Genomic DNA, 17,120 nt, shown 5'->3' with positions numbered 1-17,120 from the left:
CTTTTTGTTTTGAATTTATTTCCACAAATGCAACATGGACGGCAATGCCTGACAATTACCGTCAAGAAGCAGCTGCCCGTCTTTTGCACTGACTTTAAATTCCGGACCGGCCGGCCGCAGCCGATAGTCAAGCCACTGCGCCTTAAAGGTTCCCTTAACAGGCGTTAACCGCGTAAAGAAATCCTTCTCAACGGTGTTTAAAACCCAGATTTCGGATGGTTCGGTTGTGAGCGGCACAGCGCCCGGCACCACTTCAAAACAACCGATAAACGCCTTGCCCTTGCTTTCTATCCGGAATGGGCCGGACAGCGAAAAAGTAATCGGCTCAAAATCACCGAGGATAAGGTCGGAAGCATGCATTTTATAGAAGCTCAACCAGGCCTTTATGACATCACGGTGTCCCTGGGGCAAACGGGCAAGTTCCTGACACACCACCGGCACCATGAGAAAGGCGCAGTTTGCCATGTGCATTGCCACGCCCTGATCGGACTCCGAATCCGGCCATTTTTCATGAAAAGTGTACGGAATAATATCTCCAAGACTCCTGACGTAGACCGCATCGTGTCTATTTAGAGCCAGGGAGTATTCGCAATCAAAGGCACAGCCATGCGTCAAATACGGCTTATTGTTAAGATTGGCGATACTGCGGCGGGAAATGAACGTAACTTCGGGGTTAATATCCCAGGCCGCCTTTGTCATGGTCTTCATAGTTTCATCCCAGCCTTCTCCCAGGGTGTTCCAGATATGCTCATGTCTGGCGATGCAAGGCTCAAGCGGAACAAAGTCATCATTGAAGTCAATCCAAAATGATTTTACACCCAGTTTGTCCACCATGTATTGAAAAGACTCAACCAGATGATCCCTCAAGCCGGAAGTGCGCGGGCAGAGAATGGCGCTTTTCCCCGAAGTCCAGCGATTAAACACTCCTTCCGGTTGTGTGGCGGTTGCCATTACGAATTTTTTCAGCCTATCGTTGTAATGGGGATCTTGTTGTGACACCGTGGGAGTTGAAATGTGCAATTCAAGAGCCATGCCCATTTCATTCAGCTTCTTGATCAACTCGGGAAAACGGGGGAATTTTTTTGACGGTTGGCGGTAATATCCATCATGCTCCGTCCAGTCAATGTCCAGATGTAATATTCCAAAACCCAAGTCTTTGGCCAGAGCCAATTGAGACTCCAATCGGTCTTGGAGTAATTTAGACTCAAATCCGGGCGGTGGCCAAAGAGACCAGGCAGCGCTCCAACAGGGCGACAAACTCCACGGAGATAGTTTACGCGGCTTGTATCCTCTGCGCTGATCAACGTACGCGGCATAACGGCGCATGCTCCTGAACCAGGTTTCCGGTTTCGTAGAGATAAAAATGCCGTCGCGATATTCCGATACCTGTGCCGGGGGCGCTTTTTTATCCTTCGGGAATCTTGGTCTTGTCAATGAAAGCCTGTATTTCCTGTCCCATTCCTCATTAAAACCGGGTAAAGGCTTTGCCGCTATATAAGTTTCAGGTGCTGTCCATGCCATGCCAACAGTGCATTTGTTATTTTGGCCATGGTCTAATGCCATGACAACCGGATCGCCGGCGCTGGATATACCAAAATCTTTCAATCCCCAATGCCAATGATTGTATGGCGTAAGGCATTGATAGTCATGCTTAACGCCGTACGGAGTAAGTATGTTTTGGACGTCGGCTGCACTCACTTCAATCGCAACTTCCATGTGTTTCAAAAGAAACGATGTTTCATCCTTGCGACGAAGGATATATTCAATGCCTGTAACGTCGGCTTCCAGAGCCGTCTTGTGAAGAGTCAGGTCGTAAATATCGTTTTCAAACGAAATTTTATTGCCCTCTGGTCGTAAGACGCCCCAATGACCGCCGGATGGTTCTAAGTCAAGGCTCATTATGACGGCATAAGGCGAATGCACATCAATTTTTATCTCGTTGTTTGTCATATTTCCAGCCTACGTCATGTCATGGTTAAAATATTACCGACACGTTGTTCAGAATAACGCACAGGAACTGTTATAGAATACCTCCCGTGCACAAATCTTCCGGATTACGCACGTCCATCGTGCTCCGTAAAATCAGTTCCGGTGTGACCAGGATTTCGGATGATTTTGGCATCCGGCCCAGTTCCAGGTAATCATAAAGGATACCGGCGGCCTGCCGTCCCTGGATGGACTGGTTCTGGTTGATACTGCAATTGATCACCCCCGTTTGAAGTCCTTGCCAAACATCATCGGATACGCCGGTCGCCGCTATCTTGACCTTTCCCGCCAATCCAGACTCAACCAGACATCTGCAGATTCCGGCCGCGTTTTCAGTGCCTATATAGATTCCGGAAATATCCGGATATTTTTTGAACATGTCACTGGCGACCGGATATCCCATTGCGGGATCATCATGCGTTTCCCCAATCCCGGCCAGTTTGAGCTTGGTTTGGTCCAGCCAGCTCTGGAATCCCTCTATTTTCAAATCGTGATCAAGCACCCCTTTCCGGCCTATGAAAATTGCGACAGAACGATCAGGCGTCATCCAATCAAGAACCTCGGCCGCCATTTTTCCGCACCGGCGGCAATCATGCCATACCGAACAAATCTGCGGCCCGCCCGGAATATTACTTCCAAGCAATATAAAGGGGATTTCCCTCTTCTTGAGCAAATGCCATGCCTTATCCAGACACTTCCGGCTGTAATTAAACAGACACAGAATCAGACCGGCAATTTTACTATCAGCCAATTCCCGGATGGTGGACAGGAAGGCCTTTTCATTCCCGGCCGGAAGGGGGCGCAATAATGAATTGACGCGATGATCGCGGAGCAGTTCCAAACTTTCACGCGCGCCGCGAATGAGCAAGCCGGTATGGCTGGGCCAGACATCCGGATACACGAAGCCGATTGAAAGGACCGGCCGGGCCAAGGCCTTGGCCAGCGTATTGGGCCGGTATCCAAGACGGGCGGCGGATTTTATCACCAATTCGCGCGTTTCCGGACTGATGCGCGGCTTGTTGTTCAGGGCCTTGTTGATGGTACAGACCGAAAGGCCTATTTCCCGCGCCAGTTTTTTAATGGTGATGCGCTGCGGCAAATGCATGTGAAAAAACCTTTGAGTAATCGTTTATCCATTAAGATAACCAATCCCCACTCCGTTGTCAATGTTTTTCATGGATTTTATTAACCGGCGAACTGCCACTTGTCAAAACAGGCGATTTTTCCAAGCGGCAGGCGGTTTTTGGGATGGGAACTGTCGGCGGGATAGCCGAGCGTCAATAATTCAACCACCCTGATCGCGCCGGGTATGTCAAGGACGGCTTTGACCTGGTCTTCATGAAATGAGCCCACCCAGCAAGTGCCCAAGCCCTCCTCCACCGCCTGCAGGGTCATGTGGTCAATGGCGATTGCCAGGTCAATCGGATAACAAAGCTGGCCGCAGCGCATTTTGTATTCCACATTGGTTGCGCAGCAGGCAATGACCACCGGCGCTTCACCCACAAAAGCCTGATTGTTGGCCGCAACCATAAGCCTGCGCCGAACGGCCACATCCTGCGCGACAACGAAACGCCATTCCTGGAAATTCTTGGCCGAGGGCGCCAGACGGGCGGCCTCCAGAACCGTGCGAAGTTTTTCCTTTTCAACTTTTTTTTGCTGATACGACCGGACCGAATAACGGTTTTGAATCTGGGGCAATAATGCCATTTTAGCCTCCTATCAGACGAGCATGCGCTCGCAATTTACAACACCTAACATTCAACATTGAACCCAATTTGTCTTTTCAAAGTTGAATATTGAGCGTTTTTTTAATTCTACATCAGCTCCCATTCCGCGTTCAACCGGAAAACGCCCTGCTCCGGCGTGGGATTTTTCACCACGAACGGGTACCAGTCCTCCAGACGGTGATACTGGATGGAATGATCCCAGGAATGGACGGAGAGCGAAAGGAAAAAATTGCCCTGCATCAGCGTCAAGGGATTGATTTTAAGCAAAATTTTTCCCGCTCCTTCAATCCGGTCAATGCGCAGGCCGGCAATCTGGGTATTGGAGCCGAAAACATAGAAGCCGTTGCCGGTTTTGAGGGCAAAACCGAAAACCGGTTTGTCTATTTGCCGGCCGGCGCGGTAACTGATTTCCACCGCGAGCGGCTCGCCCGCGGCAAAAGTTCCGGTTTCCGCGCCAGAGGGCCCGAGAAAGCGCACGTTGGTGATTTCAACGTCGCGGCTGCCGTACTCCACGGCGTGAACCTCCCCCCCTTCGCCCATGTAGGATTTAAGGTAAGTGAAAATAACCTCGGAGGGACGTCCTTCGCGGACCAGCCGGCCCTTGTGAATCAGAAAAACACGGTCGCAGAATTCCTCCACGGTCTGAAGCGCGTGCGAGACCATGAGCAGGGTTTTGCCGCGCCGCTGGAAATCGCGGATACGCGCCAGGCATTTTATCTGGAAAGCCGTGTCCCCCACCGCGAGGACTTCGTCAATCAAAAGGACGTCTGGATCCATTTCAACCGCAATGGCAAAACCGAGCCGCACATACATGCCGCTGGAATAGAATTTCACGGGCATGTCCAGAAACTCCCGGATGCCGGCAAAATCCACAATGTTGTCAAAACGCTTCTGCAAAACGGAGCGGGGAATGCCCAAAATCGCGCCGTTCAGGAAAATATTTTCGCGGCCGGTCAATTCCGAGTGAAACCCGGCGCCGAGCTCCAGGAGCGAGGAGATGCGGCCGTTGGCGCGCACGGCGCCGGAAGTCGGCGCGGTGGTGCCGGCAATGAGGCTGAGCAGGGAGCTTTTTCCGGAGCCGTTCGGGCCGATCACGCCCACGGTTTCGCCCGGCCGCACGTCAAAGGAAACGTCGTTCAGCGCCCACAACAATTTCGGCTTTTCGCGCCGGAAAATCCGGTGCAGTTTGCCGAACATGGTCGGCGGCTCCGATCCCAGCAGGCGGTATGACTTGCTCAAATTCCTGGCTTCAATGGCGTTCATTTAATCAGAACATATCCGAAAAATTGCGCTGCAGTTTCTTGAACAGGTAATAAGCCGGAAAAACAAACACGAGCGCGAGCGCGGCCCCGACGGACGAACCGGCGCCGAGGGGAAAGGCCGCGCCGGGGAGAATGAGCGCGCGATAGGCGCTGATAATGACCGCCATGGGATTGGCCATGTAAAGATCGGCCAGGAACGGCAAACCGCAGGCCGCGGCAATCTGCTCAACCATTCCGTAAGGATACATGACCGGCGTTATAAAAAAGAAGGCCATCACCAGCACGTTGACCAGATGCTCCAGGTCGCGAAAATAGACATTGGAGCTTGAAAGGAAAAGAATTATTCCGAAGCAGAAAAAGAAGTGGACAATGATCACCGCCGGGACCGCGGCGGAGGCCAAGCTGATATGCTGGCCGTGCCGCCCCAGCAAAACCGCCAGCAGCACGAACTGAACAACAAGCGTCAGAAGAAAATTGACCAGGTTGGAAACGGCGGTCGCGAGGGGCAGGATCACCCTTGGAAAATAAACTTTTTTAATGAGGTTGCCGTTTTCCGTGATGCAGGTTAACCCGTTGAAAATGCACTGCACCGTGAACTGCCAGGCAAAGACGCCGATCAGTATTTCCGTCATCGGAATGCCGCGGGCGAGAATCCGCAGAAAAACCATGTAAATGCCGGCCATGAAAAGGGGTGTCAAAACGCTCCAGAGAAAGCCGAGGACGGAATCCTTGTAACGGCTCTTGAGGTTGCGGACGATCAGGTTCCCCAGCAGTTCGCGGTGCGCGAAAATATCGGTTAAGATGCTCATACGTTCTGTTTTTACCGCAGAGACGCAGAGGACGCGGGGGTAAAAACGATTCTTTTAAAAAAAACCCTATCTCCGCGTTCCTTGCGCCTATCGCGAAGCGGACGGCGAATATCCCTCGGGGTTGGCCGTCTGCCAGCGCCAGGCATCGGCGCACATTTCATCAAGCCCTTTGCGCGCCTGCCAGCCAAGCTCGCGGTTGGCCTTCGCCGGATCGGCATAGCAGGCCGGAATATCGCCCGGCCGGCGGCCGGCAATCTTATACGGTATCTTTTTTCCGCAGGCCTTTGAAAACGCGGCCACGGCCTCCAGCACGCTGTAACCGCGGCCGGTGCCGAGATTATAAACCGCGCACCCCGTTTTGCCCTCTGTTTTTTCAAGGGCCTTAAGATGGCCGGCGGCCAGGTCAACCACGTGGATATAGTCGCGCACCCCGGTCCCGTCCGAAGTGGGATAGTCGCCGCCGTAAACCGAAAGCTCCTTCAGTTTGCCGACGGCCACCTGCGAGATATAAGGGAAAAGATTATTGGGAATGCCCTTCGGGTCCTCGCCGATCCTGCCGCTCGCATGCGCGCCAACCGGGTTGAAATAGCGCAGGATTGCCATGTTCCATTCCGGATCGGAAGCGTACAAATCCCCCAGGATTTCCTCTATCATCAGCTTGGTCCGTCCGTAGGGATTTGCCGCTGACAACGGAAAATCCTCCGTAATCGGAACGGTTTTCGGGTTGCCGTAGACCGTGGCCGAGGAGCTGAAAACGAGCTTTTTCACCCCGAACGTCCGCATCACCTCGCACAAGACCAGCGTGCCGGCGATGTTATTCTGGTAATATTCCAGCGGGATTTTTGTTGATTCACCCACGGCCTTGAGGCCCGCGAAATGAATGACGGCCCCGATTTTGTTCTGCCGGAAAACTTCCTCCAACCCGGTTTTATCCCGCAAATCAAGCTGGTAAAAAGAGATTTTGCGCCCGGTGATTTCCTGAACGCGTTTGAGGGCCTCGTAATTGCTGTTCTGCAAATTGTCAACGACCGCCACCTCGTGGCCGCTTTGCAGCAATTCAACGCAGGTATGACTTCCAATGTATCCGGCTCCGCCGGTGGCCAGGATTTTCATATTGATATCTCCGGGTTCTGCCGCTCCAGGATTTCCTTCACTTTCTGCAGAAGCTGGTCGTTGCGGATGGGTTTTTCCACGAACTGCTCAACCGGCAGCCAGGCTTCGTCCCGGTCGTTATTGGAAAAAGTGCCGGCATAAACCCCTTTTTCATTGATGGCGGAAAGCATGATGACAGGGATCGCGGCCGTGGCCGGATTGTTTTTTATCTGCCGGGCGATATCAAAGCCGGCGCTGGGGTTCTGGGGAAAGATAACGTCCAGAATCACCAAATCGGGCTTTTGAGCGGCAAGATTTTCAACGACATTCTCCTCGTTGTATTGATGCGCCACTTCATAGCCATGGGCCTTGAGCACGATGCTCATGGCTTCCACGATATTCCGGTCGTCGTCAATGATATATATTTTTTTCATTATGTCTTTTACTCCCGCTGTTTTTGCGCAAAGAATATAGCATTTCCCCCGTTTTATGATAGTCTTTTTTAGCACAAGCAACTTTGACACGCCATGAAAACGGAAATTATCGCCATTATCGGCGCCGGCAAGGGCGGCGCCGCGATTCTGGAAACCCTGCTGAAAATGCCGGGCATCTCCGTAAAATATGTCTGCGACGTAAATCCCGAAGCGCCGGGAATGACCTTGGCCAGACAGCACGGGATTGAATGCCAAACCCCGCTGGCTGAAATCTGCCGGGACAATGAAATTGACCTGATCTTTGAAGTAACCGGACGGCAGGAGATATGCGCCCAGATCATCGCGCAAAAACCGGAAAAAACCAGGGTGCTCGGCTCCGAGGACGCCCGCATTATTTTCCACCTGCTCGACCTGCAGCAGGAAGTCTCCGACCGCCTGGAAGATTACAACCTCGTCCTTGAGCGCCGCGTCTTGGAAAGGACCATGGAACTGGAAAAGGCCAATACGGAGCTGGAAAAGAAAATATTCGCCTATGAAAAACTCAACGACAAACTCCTCCAGATCAACAACGAAAAAACAAAATACCTCATGCACGCCACGCATCAGTTGAAGGCCCCTTTTGCCGCCATCCAGAGTTACACCGACCTCATCCTGGAGGGCTACGCCGGCCGCATTCCGCGCATGGCTCTGGATATCATCAGGAAAATCAGGGAGAGATGCGTGCTGTTGAGCGACGTCATCAAGGACATGCTGGAACTGGCCAATTTAAAATCGCTCGTCAGGGAAAACATCAGGATGGAGTTCGCCCCGCTGGACGGCATCATGGCCTCCGCCGTCAAGCACCTGGCCGCGCCGGCCGCGGCCCGGGAAATCAAAATATCCACGCCGGAAGCAAAAAACATCCTGGTGAAATGCAACCGGAACCAGATCCTCATCCTGCTTTCCAACCTGATTGAAAACGCGATTTATTACTCGCCCGCCGGAAACTCCGTCGCCATTGTCCTCAAGGAAGAGCCGAACGCTTCCGTGCGCATATCGGTGGCCGACCAGGGAATCGGCATTGACGAAAAACACCAGAGCCGGATTTTTGAAGAATATTTCCGGACCAACCCGGCCGTTGAATTCAACGAGCGCGGCACCGGCTTGGGGTTGGCCATCGTCAGGGAGATAGCCCAGATCCACGAAACCGCAATTGAAGTGGAAAGCGCGCCGGGAAAGGGTTCGGTCTTTTCTTTCCACCTGAAAACCGCCCCGCAGCAAGCGGGCGTTTGACTGTTTATCCGCGCGGCTTTTCCGCTGAGGCGGACGCGCCGCCATCCGAAACTGGCCGGCCGGCGGCGCACCAGCCCATATCGGCGATTCATTACCGGCAGAGATATGCCGGAAAACCCAAACCTTACCCCCCGGCCAAAACCCGGTCGCAGGCCAGGGTCAATTGCAGTGTTTTCAGACCGTCGGCATAATCGGAAGGATTGTTGCGCCAATCTCCAGAGACAACCTGTTTCAGGAAGATCTTGTTCTGGTACTCATAAATGCTCCGCGCCGACTGCTGGAACTGGAGGGGCGCGGACGCCGTTTTGGTCTTTCCGCCCTTCCTTGAGTAAAGATCGCACTCCGCCGACGCGGGGCGGTCGCCGGTCAAATTGCCCTTGTTGAGGTCAAGCCGGTAAAAATTTTTCTCGCCGCTCATGGTCATTTCATTGCGCCAGCGGTCGCCGACCCAGGTGTGCGTATGGGCGGCAATGATGCCCCTGCGGAAAGTCAGGATAAGCCCGATGGTTTCATCCACGGTATAACCGCCTTTCTTCCTTTTGACCGGATTGAGGGCCGCGCCCCGCACCGCGCTCACTTCGCCGAACAGAAAACGCAGAAGATCAAGGTTGTGCGTGGCCTGGTCAATCAGGGCGCCGCCGGATTTGGCCTTGTCGTAAAACCATTTCGGCAGCGCCATGGTCAGACTCACGTTACAGGCATAAAACGAATGCACGAGATGAATCCGGTCGCGCCCGATTGCTTTCCGCAAGGCCTGCACCACCGGCGTTGAGCGGAAGACATATCCGACCTGGACCTTTGCCCTGCGCCGGCGCAGCTCGGCGGCAATCTGCCGGCCTTTGGCGGCGCTCCGTTCAACCGGCTTTTCGCAAAAGACCGGGATGCCCCGGTCGGCGCAGGCCAGCAATGGCGCGCGGCGCACTGCGGGCGGGGTGCAGATCCAGACGGCGTCCAGCCCGGTTTTATTGAGCATTTCCTCAAAATCGGTAAAGACATCGCCGCCGAATTCCTTCTGCCGCTTCAAGGCCTGTTCGCGGTTAACGTCGCACAATGCGGCTATTTTAACGTCCCGGCGTGTTTTCAAATAATTTAAATGGGCGGCGGAAATCCCGCCGGTTCCGATAAAGCCGGTCTTGATCATGTGTTTGCCTCCAGAATTTTCGCAGGTATTTAACAGGGTGAAATTATCCGGCAAACGCGCCATGTCAACCAAAAAAACACCGGAATGCGGCCGGCTGACCCGATTTTTCAAGCGCCAAGCATGGCGCGCAGCGCTTCCGCCACGCGCTCCGGGGAAATTCTTTCAAGACTTTCCACGGCTTCCGCCGAGCGGCGCGGAATATCCCGGCCGCGCACTGCGCTGTCCTGGAGCACGACAACCTTATGCCCGAGCGGTTTTGTCTTGGAAGGGTCGGTCATGCCGAAAATCACTATCACCGCCGCGCCCGCGGCGGCGGCCAGATGAACCCCGCCGCTGTCGTTGCCAATCACGACGGCACAACGGGACATCAAGCCCGCCAGATCAGCCAGCGACGTGCGTCCCGCCATGTTGATTGCGCTCCCATTCCCGATGCGGGCGGTCAACCGGGCGCACAGGCCTTTTTCGGCCGCCGAGCCGAAAACAGCCAGATTGCCGTAATGATTCTCCCGAATGATTTTCCCCAGAGCCGCGAAATAATCCTCCGGCCACCTTTTCGCCGGACCGCGCGCCGCGCCGGGAATCATTCCAATCCACGGCTGTTTACCGCGGCCCAGAATTAACTCCGCTTTTTCAACCTGATCCCGGTTGATCCTTAAAACCGGCCGCTCCTCCTCTTTCATGCCACACCCCAGAACGGCCGCGTACTCATGCCGCTGGTGGAGATTTGCGGCGTTTTGCGGCAAGGAAGCGGCCTCCGTGAGAAGCCATCGGCGGAAATGTCCCGGCAGTCCTCTCCGCCGGGGAATACCGGCAAGAAAAGGAATGAGAGCCGAGCGGAATGATTGCGGCAATATGCATGCCTCCGCAAACCGCCGGCGGCGGATTTGCCCGGCAATTTTGCGCATTGCCGGCCATGAGCCGGCGCAGGTCATGACCTCCGCAACAACCGGGTGCATTTTCCAGAGCCCGGCCATTTTCGGCTTGACCAGCAAGACGATTTTTTTGCCTGGAAAAGCCCCGGAAAAAATTTGAACGGCCGGCATGGCCATGATGCCGTCGCCCAGCCAGTTGGGGCCGACGATCAGTATTTCCCCATTCAGTTGTTCAAATTGCGCCATTTAAACCGTTCCATTAAAACATGACACATTTTTGTGAAGAAGCCGGCAACAATCGGCGGCGGACCGCGGAACGTCTGTTCTGGATTACGGCGCGGCCGCCTTACCGGAAACAAATCCGGGAGATGCATGCATGAAAATCCTCCACGCCGCTGAGCAGTTCTATTTCAACGCGCAGGAAAAAAACGGGCACATCCTGCCGCTCAATTTTCGGGAAGCGGACCGAATCCTTTTCGGTGGTAATGACCGCCGCCGCCCCGTTCTTTTTGGCCTTATTGATGAGGTCAATTATTTCCTGCTGGCGGTAGCGGTGATGATCGGCGAAGCGTTTCAGGTAAACCAGCGTGGCGCCGAGCCTTGTGACTTCGGATTCAAAACCCTGCGGCGCGGCGATGCCTGAAACCAACGCCACTTTCATCTGGCGCAGGAAATCCAGGTTTTGGCGGCCGCCGGTGTAAACATTCTGGAGATACTTTGAGCGGTGGGCGCACTCGGATATTTCCGCGCGGGGATTCAACGCGCGCAGCTGCTCCCTGAGCCGTTCGGAATCGCGGCCGGTGGACTTGGTAATGAAAATAAAATCAGCGCGGCGGATATTTCCGGACGATTCCCTGAGCAGGCCGCGCGGAAGCACATAGCCGTTGCCGAAAGGATTCGTAAAATCAACGAGCACGATTTCCAAACGGTGCTTTAGCCGCCGGTACTGGAAACCATCGTCCAGGATGAGCGTGTCGCAGTGCAGTTTATCAATGGCGTAGCGTCCGCTCTTGACCCGATCCCGGTCCACCAGCACGGCCACGTCGGACAGGTTGGAAGCCAGCATGTAAGGCTCGTCGCCGCTCATGGCCGAATCCAGCAGGAGCGCGGTTCCGTCGGAAACGACCCGGGGCGGACGCCGCCTTTCCCGCCCGGTTATTTTATCCAGCATTTTTTTCGCGAAACCATGCTCGGTTTTTTTGTAACCGCGGCTCAGGATGGCCACATGCCGGCCCTCCTTCTGGAGCGCGCGCGCGAAAACCTCCACGACCGGCGTCTTGCCCGTGCCGCCGACCGTCAGATTGCCGACGCTGATCACCTGGCAGCCGAGGGTGTGGTGCCGGAATATTCTTTTTTCGTAAAGGAAATTGCGGGCGGTTGTGGCGGCGCCGTAGAGGTAAGAGAGATAACGCAGCAGCCAGCGCAGAAAATCGGCCGCGCGGCCCTCGCGCTGTTCGCCGATGACGGCGATAAAAAACCGCTCCAGTTTTTCCTTGCTGCTTAATCCCATGATACGCCTTTCGCGAGGCCGAGACCCGGCAAACAACGCAACCATTCAGGCCGGAAAAAAATTTTACGCCCGGGCGCTTATCTTTTTTTACCCCTGGTTATCGGCAAAAAGATGCTAACATGACCGGCGCGTTTTAAGCAAGCCTTCGCATCCTTTTTCTGCGATCCCGGGTGCAGGCCAAGAAAGCCGGGCAAGAGCGAGCCCATCTGCCTTGTTGCGTGAGGTTTGCTGTATGCTTATACAGCGGCACCTCCCGCGCCGCGCATATGCGCCAAACTGACGCGGCGAAAAATTAATGGGTTTCCATCCCTGAGTTCCGAAAGTCGGGCTAAGGGTAAGAAAGAAATATTTGCCGATATGCCGCACGACCTACCACTTATTTGCCGGCAATGACAGCGTTACGCGATGCCCGTCGGCAAGACTTCGCAGAACTTCCGCCACGGTGCCGGCCTGCCCCGGAACAACCAGTTCCGGACGGACGTCGCTCAGGGGGCGCACCACAAAACGGCGGCGCGCCCAGCGCGGATGAGGAATAATGACGTCCTTGTCTCTGACATGCAATCCGCCGGCGTAAATAATATCAATGTCAATCGGCCGCGGCGCGTTGGGCGCGGCGCGTTGGGCGCGTCCCAGCTGAAACTCAATCCGTTTAAACGTGGAAAGCAGTCCGGATAACGGCAAGGAAAATTTGATTATCAGCACGGCGTTAAGAAAGAATAAAGCGCTGTCGCGCGGCGCGACATCCACCGGCTCCGTTTCATAAACCGGCGACTGGGCCGCAAAAAAGATTCCCCCGGCCGCCAGAATGCGCTTTTTTGCCTCCTGCAGCTGCGCGAGGCGGTCGCCGACATTGGCGCCCAGGCTCAAACCAACCTCTATGCTGCTGATAGTTTCAGGGCTCAACTTTCACTTTCATCATCAGGCCGTTATTCCCTGAGACCGAGCACATCGCACATGTCATAAAAACCCGGCGGCCGTTTGGCCAGCCATTGCGCCGCGCGCAAAGCGCCCAGCGCAAAACAGTCGCGGTTTGAGGCCCGGTGAGTCAATTCCAGCCGCTCGCCCTCGGCGGCAAAGAGAACCGTGTGGTCTCCGGCAACGTCGCCGCCCCTGACTGAAAGAATGCCGATCTGGCCTGGAATTCTTTTGCCGGTATTGCCCCTGCGTCCGTAAACAGCGCTGTTTTCAAGACTGCTCCCGCGCGCGGCAGCGGCCGTTTCGGCAAGCCGCAGGGCGGTTCCGCTGGGCGCATCGGTTTTGTTGGCATGGTGCGTTTCAATTATTTCAAGATCGTAATCGGCGAGTTGTCCCGCGATCCGGCTGATTATGTTGTTCAGGATATTGATGCCCAGACTCATATTGGGGGCCGACAAAACCGCCGTCCGGGCGGCGGCCTTTTTGAGCAACTCATTTTCTTCCTTGTTCAGACCGGTTGTGCCAATGACAATCGGTTTTTTCAGCTCGGCGGCGAGTGCGGCATGTCTGGCGGAAGACGACGGAAAACTGAAATCAATCAGCACATCGGCCCGTTCCGCGCCCTGGCGCACATTGGCGGAAACAGGCACTCCGATATCCATCGTCCCGGCCACAATGCCGGCATCCTTGCCCATGAACGGGCACTGCTCCGCTTCAATGGCGGCGACAATTTTGAGATTATTCAAGCGCCGCGCGCAGCGGATCAAAGTCTGCCCCATCCGGCCGCCCGCGCCAAGTATTGCAATTTTCAGCATGTGATTTTCTCCCTGGAAAACTTCCCGCCGCGCGGGAAGAGTTAATATTTGCTTCACGCTCCCGTTGCCGGCGAGCCGGTTACATCAAATTCAATTCCCGCAGGCAGGCGGCCAGTTTATCCTTGAGCTTGCCGTCCATGGGGGAGAGCGGCAGGCGGTATTCCTCTTCTATCAAGCCGAGCATGGCCAGACCGGCCTTGACCGGGATGGGATTGGTATCCAAAAATACATCCGAAAAAAGGCGGAAATAACGCCGGTGCAGGGAAATGGCTTCCGCCCAATTTGCCTCAAGCGCCGCGCGCACCATTTTCACGACCGCCTCCGGCGCGATATTGGCGGCAACGCTGATCACTCCCTTGGCCCCGATTGACATCATCGGAAGCGTCAGGGGATCATCGCCGGAAAGAACGTCTATTTCGCATTGGTCAAGAATCCGGCTGACGCGCGCCACGTTTCCGCCGGCTTCCTTCAGAGTGGTTATTTTCGGATGTTGCGCCAGCCGCGCCACCGTCTCAACCGCAATCTCCACACCCGTGCGGCCGGGAATGTTATAAAGCACAACCGGCAGACCGACCTCCGCCACTTCCAGGAAATGCCGGGCCAGTCCTTCCTGATTGGGCTTGTTGTAATAGGGGGCAACCTGCAGGGTGCCATCGGCGCCGGCCGCGGCGGCAAAGCGCGTCAACTCAACCGCCTCGCGGGTTGAATTCGCCCCGGTTCCGGCAATGACCTTGATCCGTTTACGGCAAACCTCAATGGAGATTTCAATGACCTTGCGATGCTCGTCGTAGTTCAACACGGGCGATTCGCCGGTGGTGCCGACCGGCACAATGCCGTCTATGCCGCCCTTGATCTGTCTTTCTATGAGTTCGCGCAGTTTCTGATAGTCAATTTCGCCCTTTTTATTAAAAGGTGTTACAATTGCCGTATAAGCTCCTGGAAACATAATGTTCCTCCGCTCCTTTTCCGCTCAATAAAATTTTATCGTTTAATTTTAACCGCGGCGCGGCGAAAAGCAACCGTGAATATCAACTTTGTCCGCGGACGGTCCTGAAAATATCCTCAAACGTTTCCGCCCGCCTGATTTTCAGAATGGAGCCGTTTTCCTTCAGCAGGTATTCCGCGCTACGCAGGCGGGTATTGTAATTATGGCCCATCGCATAGGCGTGCGCTCCGGCGTTATGGATGGCGATCAAATCCCCCACCCTGACAACCGGCAGACGGCGGTCCCGGGCAAACTGGTCGTTATTTTCACAGAGCCTGCCGACAATATTGATTTTCTGCTTTTTACCGGAGAGTTTTTTGCCGACAACCGTTACGTGATGATAGGCGTCGTAGATCGCCGGGCGGGGAAGATCGTTCATCCCGGCATCAATCCCGGCGAATTTTTTATAACCTTCCTTGACCACATTGACCCGGCCCACCAGCCAGGCCGTGTCGGCCATGATAATACGGCCCGGCTCCGCCATGAGCAACGGCTCGGGCAGGCCGTATTTTGCGCATTGCCGGTCAAACGCCCGGCGCACGCCTTCCGCCACGCGCCGCAAATCCAGGCTTTTCTCCTTCGGCCGGTAAGGCACGCCGAATCCGCCGCCGATATTCATGCGTTCAATGCGGATCCCCAGCTCTTTTTTCAATTTCCCGGCCGTTTCAAGCAGGATCATGGCTACAGACTCAAAATACGCCTCATCCAGCACGTTGCTGCCGGTCATGGCATGGATTCCGAAGCGTTTCACTCCCATGTGTTTTGCGCGCCGGTAGGCCGTTACCGCCTGCGCAAGCGGCACGCCGTATTTCGCGTCGGGACCGGCGAGATAGAGACTTTTCATGCCCCCCTTGCTTATGCCGGGATTGACGCGGAAGGAAAGAAATTCCGGCACGCCGATCTTCCTGACGGCGGGAAGCATGGTGATATCGTCCAAGTTCAGCAGGAACGCGCCGGTTTTGGCGACAAACCGGAATTCGTCCGGCGCGGTGTAATTGCCGGTGTACATGCCGCGCCCGCCGAGTTTTTTCACAATCCAGGCCTCGGCCTCGCTGGAGGCATCCGCGCCGAAACCTTCCGAAAAGATTATGCCCAGCAAGCGCGGATTGTTGTTGGCCTTGACGGCATACAATGGCTCAAAAGACGGAAAAAAAGAACGGAAAGAATCGCGAAAGACGGAACAATTGGCGCGGATTTTCCTCTCGGAATAAAGAAAAAACGGCGTCGGATATTTGCCGGCCGTCCGCCGGATATCCGCGGTCGGCAGGTCCAGCACTGCGGCGTTCATAAAAGCGCTCATATTTTTCAACTCACGGCGCCCGCGCCGGCATATTAAATCCGGCCAGCTCCGCATTCGTTGATCTGTTGTAATCCTGAATCCAGCCGTTCGTAAATCCCTCTTTTTCAACGGCGCGGCAGACCTGCTCGTATTCGCCGTAAGAAATCCGCCGGTTCCAGCCGGGTATTTTTTCCGCCCGATAGGCCGGCGTGTACTGCGCCATGACGCTGACGGCCAAATCCGTGCCGATATTTTCCGCCAGCCAGCGGAGGTTCGCGCACGCTTCCGCGGCCAAGCCCGGCATAATTAAAATTCGGCAGATGACGCCGGAAACGGCCAGGCCGGACGGCGAAAATTTCAAGGCTCCTTTCTGCCGCCACATTTCCCGCAGGGCCAGGCGCGAATGTTGCACATAACCGCCGGCCCGCGAGCAGGCAAGGGCGGTGCTTTCCCGTGAATAACGCAGGTCAGTCAGATAAATGTCCACTATGTTTTCCAGCGCCCGCAATATAGCCACGCGCTCATATCCGCTGGTGTTGTAAACAACCGGCAATTTTTCGCCGCCATGCCCGGCATCTTCAAGCGCTGCCGCAATCGCCGCCAGCCAGGGCGTGGGGCTCACCAGATTCCAGTTGTGGCATCCCTGCGTTTCGAGTTTCCGGAAAACAGCCGCCAGAGATTCCACCGTAATTTTCGCGCCCGCGCCATTCTGGCTCCAGGGATAATTCTGGCAGTACAGGCAGCCCAGCGTACAGCGGGTGAAAAAAACCGTGCCGGAGCCGCGCGTGCCGGAAAGGGGCGGTTCCTCGCCGAAATGCGGGGCGTAACGATACAGTTCCGCTTCCCTCCCCGCCCGGCAGAATCCAAGTTCGCCGGCCAGGCGGTTGACGCCGCACCGGCGCGGACAAAGCTCGCAATGGGAAAGAATGTTTTCAAAATCAACACGTTTCATTGAAACAGAAGTCAGTAGTCAGAATGCCGAATAAAAGCGAGTCTTGCTTTTATTCTGTCTTCTGGCTGT

At 55.1% G+C, this 17,120-nt stretch carries 16 protein-coding genes; 1 reads left to right on the top strand and 15 read right to left on the bottom strand.

Annotated features, from left to right (window positions below; all coding sequences use genetic code 11):
- Positions 1-15: 15 nt before the first annotated feature.
- From PHP98_03075 to PHP98_03045, 7 genes are all read right to left on the bottom strand, one after another.
- Positions 16-1,950: a DUF6259 domain-containing protein gene (locus PHP98_03075; protein MDD5482622.1), complete on the bottom strand. Its 1,935-nt coding sequence runs from the start codon at positions 1,948-1,950 to the stop codon at positions 16-18.
- 70 nt (positions 1,951-2,020) lie between these two features.
- The gene (locus PHP98_03070; protein ID MDD5482621.1) at positions 2,021-3,091 is read right to left on the bottom strand and encodes a LacI family DNA-binding transcriptional regulator; all 1,071 of its coding nucleotides are present in this window, start codon (positions 3,089-3,091) and stop codon (positions 2,021-2,023) included.
- An 80-nt stretch (positions 3,092-3,171) separates the two neighbouring features.
- Entirely contained in the window at positions 3,172-3,693 is a 522-nt protein-coding gene (locus PHP98_03065) for a nitroreductase family protein (GenBank protein ID MDD5482620.1), read from the bottom strand.
- Between the two features lie 107 nt (positions 3,694-3,800).
- Positions 3,801-4,976, bottom strand: coding sequence for an ABC transporter ATP-binding protein (locus PHP98_03060; protein ID MDD5482619.1), 1,176 nt, complete (start codon positions 4,974-4,976; stop codon positions 3,801-3,803).
- A gap of 4 nt (positions 4,977-4,980) precedes the next feature.
- Positions 4,981-5,784 (bottom strand): ABC transporter permease, encoded by an 804-nt coding sequence (locus PHP98_03055; protein MDD5482618.1) that lies wholly within the window; start codon positions 5,782-5,784, stop codon positions 4,981-4,983.
- A gap of 87 nt (positions 5,785-5,871) precedes the next feature.
- Positions 5,872-6,897, bottom strand: a complete 1,026-nt coding sequence (gene galE, locus PHP98_03050; GenBank protein MDD5482617.1) for a UDP-glucose 4-epimerase GalE — start codon at positions 6,895-6,897, stop codon at positions 5,872-5,874.
- Entirely contained in the window at positions 6,894-7,310 is a 417-nt protein-coding gene (locus PHP98_03045; GenBank protein MDD5482616.1) for a response regulator, read from the bottom strand. Before PHP98_03045 ends, galE begins: the two co-directional genes overlap by 4 nt.
- A gap of 93 nt (positions 7,311-7,403) precedes the next feature.
- On the opposite strand from PHP98_03045, the gene PHP98_03040 reads away from it, so the two are divergent.
- Positions 7,404-8,582: an ATP-binding protein gene (locus PHP98_03040; protein MDD5482615.1), complete on the top strand. Its 1,179-nt coding sequence runs from the start codon at positions 7,404-7,406 to the stop codon at positions 8,580-8,582.
- Positions 8,583-8,706: 124 nt separating this feature from the next.
- Here the strand turns inward: PHP98_03040 and PHP98_03035 are convergent, their stop codons facing one another.
- The 8 genes from PHP98_03035 to PHP98_03000 form a co-directional block, all read right to left on the bottom strand.
- Positions 8,707-9,723 (bottom strand): Gfo/Idh/MocA family oxidoreductase, encoded by a 1,017-nt coding sequence (locus PHP98_03035; GenBank protein MDD5482614.1) that lies wholly within the window; start codon positions 9,721-9,723, stop codon positions 8,707-8,709.
- A 107-nt stretch (positions 9,724-9,830) separates the two neighbouring features.
- Positions 9,831-10,841 carry a lipopolysaccharide heptosyltransferase II gene (gene waaF, locus PHP98_03030; protein MDD5482613.1) on the bottom strand — a complete coding sequence of 337 codons (1,011 nt, stop codon included), beginning with the start codon at positions 10,839-10,841 and terminating at the stop codon, positions 9,831-9,833.
- A gap of 100 nt (positions 10,842-10,941) precedes the next feature.
- A complete protein-coding gene (gene lpxK / locus PHP98_03025) occupies positions 10,942-12,105 on the bottom strand; it encodes a tetraacyldisaccharide 4'-kinase (GenBank protein ID MDD5482612.1) in 1,164 nt (387 codons plus the stop codon).
- A gap of 369 nt (positions 12,106-12,474) precedes the next feature.
- Entirely contained in the window at positions 12,475-13,008 is a 534-nt protein-coding gene (gene folK, locus PHP98_03020; GenBank protein ID MDD5482611.1) for a 2-amino-4-hydroxy-6-hydroxymethyldihydropteridine diphosphokinase, read from the bottom strand.
- A 23-nt stretch (positions 13,009-13,031) separates the two neighbouring features.
- A complete protein-coding gene (dapB, locus tag PHP98_03015; GenBank protein MDD5482610.1) occupies positions 13,032-13,835 on the bottom strand; it encodes a 4-hydroxy-tetrahydrodipicolinate reductase in 804 nt (267 codons plus the stop codon).
- A 79-nt stretch (positions 13,836-13,914) separates the two neighbouring features.
- Positions 13,915-14,781, bottom strand: a complete 867-nt coding sequence (gene dapA, locus PHP98_03010; GenBank protein MDD5482609.1) for a 4-hydroxy-tetrahydrodipicolinate synthase — start codon at positions 14,779-14,781, stop codon at positions 13,915-13,917.
- 82 nt (positions 14,782-14,863) lie between these two features.
- A complete protein-coding gene (gene lysA, locus PHP98_03005; protein MDD5482608.1) occupies positions 14,864-16,120 on the bottom strand; it encodes a diaminopimelate decarboxylase in 1,257 nt (418 codons plus the stop codon).
- Positions 16,121-16,130: 10 nt separating this feature from the next.
- Positions 16,131-17,051 (bottom strand): radical SAM protein, encoded by a 921-nt coding sequence (locus PHP98_03000; protein MDD5482607.1) that lies wholly within the window; start codon positions 17,049-17,051, stop codon positions 16,131-16,133.
- Positions 17,052-17,120 lie beyond the last annotated feature (69 nt).

It is taken from the genome of Kiritimatiellia bacterium, from assembly GCA_028715905.1.
GTDB lineage: Bacteria > Verrucomicrobiota > Kiritimatiellia > JAAZAB01 > JAAZAB01 > JAQUQV01.
The sequence above is the reverse complement of the archived record's forward strand: the minus strand, read 5'-3'. Positions and strand labels throughout refer to the sequence as shown.